Raw genomic sequence first — 1,063 nt, 5'->3', positions numbered from 1 at the left:
GGCGAAATGACGACCGACTTGGCACCCTTGTAACGCGCCTCGGTGTAGAAATGAGCGTCGGGCGTGCGGGTCTGCGGAACGTTGGAGCCCCACAGGATCAGGAAGCCGGAATTGTACCAGTCGGCCGATTCCGGAACGTCGGTCTGCTCGCCCCAGGTCATTGGCGAGGCCGGCGGCAGATCGCAGTACCAGTCGTAGAACGACAGACAGACCCCACCGAGCAGCGACAGGTAGCGCGAACCGGCCGCATAGGAGACCATCGACATGGCCGGGATCGGCGAGAAACCGACCACCCGGTCCGGGCCGTAGGTCTTGACCGTATAGGCGTTGGCCGCCGCGATGATCTCGTTGACCTCGTCCCAGGTGGCGCGCACGAAGCCGCCGAGGCCGCGCATCTTCATGTAGTCGGCACGCTTTTCCGGGTTCTCCTGGATCGCCGCCCAGGCGCCGACCGGGGTCTTGATCGTGCGTTCCTTGCGCCACAGCTTGAGCAGGCGCGAGCGGATCAGCGGATATTTCACCCGGTTGGCCGAATACATGTACCAGCTGTAGCTTGCCCCGCGTGCGCAGCCGCGCGGTTCGTGGTTGGGAAGGTCCGCCCGGGTGCGGGGATAGTCGGTCTGCTGGGTTTCCCAGGTGACGATCCCGCCCTTGACATAGATCTTCCACGAGCAGGAGCCGGTGCAGTTCACGCCGTGCGTCGAGCGCACGATCTTGTCGTGCTGCCAGCGTTTGCGATAGGCGTCTTCCCAGTCCCGGCTCTCGGTCGTGGTGACGCCGTGGCCGTCCGAGAAGGTGCTGGCATTCTTGCGCGCCAGGAAGTTCAGGCGATCGAGGAGATGGCTCATGGTGTTTTCCTCCGAATTCAGGCTGTGGCTGCGGTCGGGCCGACCCGACCTCGCTCGACGTCATGGAGCAGTCCGCCCTTGCGGGTGTAGACGGCCCAGGTGATCGCCAGGCAGGTGACGTAGAAGATCAGGAAGGCCCAGAGTGCCGCGTCCGGTCCGCCGGTCATGGCGATCGAAGTGCCGTAACCCTTGGGGATGAAGAAGGCGCCGAAGGC

Annotated in this window: 1 protein-coding gene and 1 pseudogene; both read right to left on the bottom strand. The window is 64.5% G+C overall.

Features of this window, described 5'->3' with window-relative positions:
* Positions 1–848, bottom strand: an 848-nt coding sequence (locus tag L867_RS26060; RefSeq protein ID WP_037174160.1) for a molybdopterin-dependent oxidoreductase, incomplete at its 3' end; no start/stop codon positions are given.
* Between the two features lie 17 nt (positions 849–865).
* Positions 866–1,063, bottom strand: a pseudogene (locus L867_RS26055) (hypothetical protein); the annotation flags it as partial.

This window comes from Paenirhizobium selenitireducens ATCC BAA-1503 (assembly GCF_000518785.1).
Classification (GTDB): domain Bacteria; phylum Pseudomonadota; class Alphaproteobacteria; order Rhizobiales; family Rhizobiaceae; genus Allorhizobium; species Allorhizobium selenitireducens.
The sequence above is the reverse complement of the archived record's forward strand: the minus strand, read 5'-3'. Positions and strand labels throughout refer to the sequence as shown.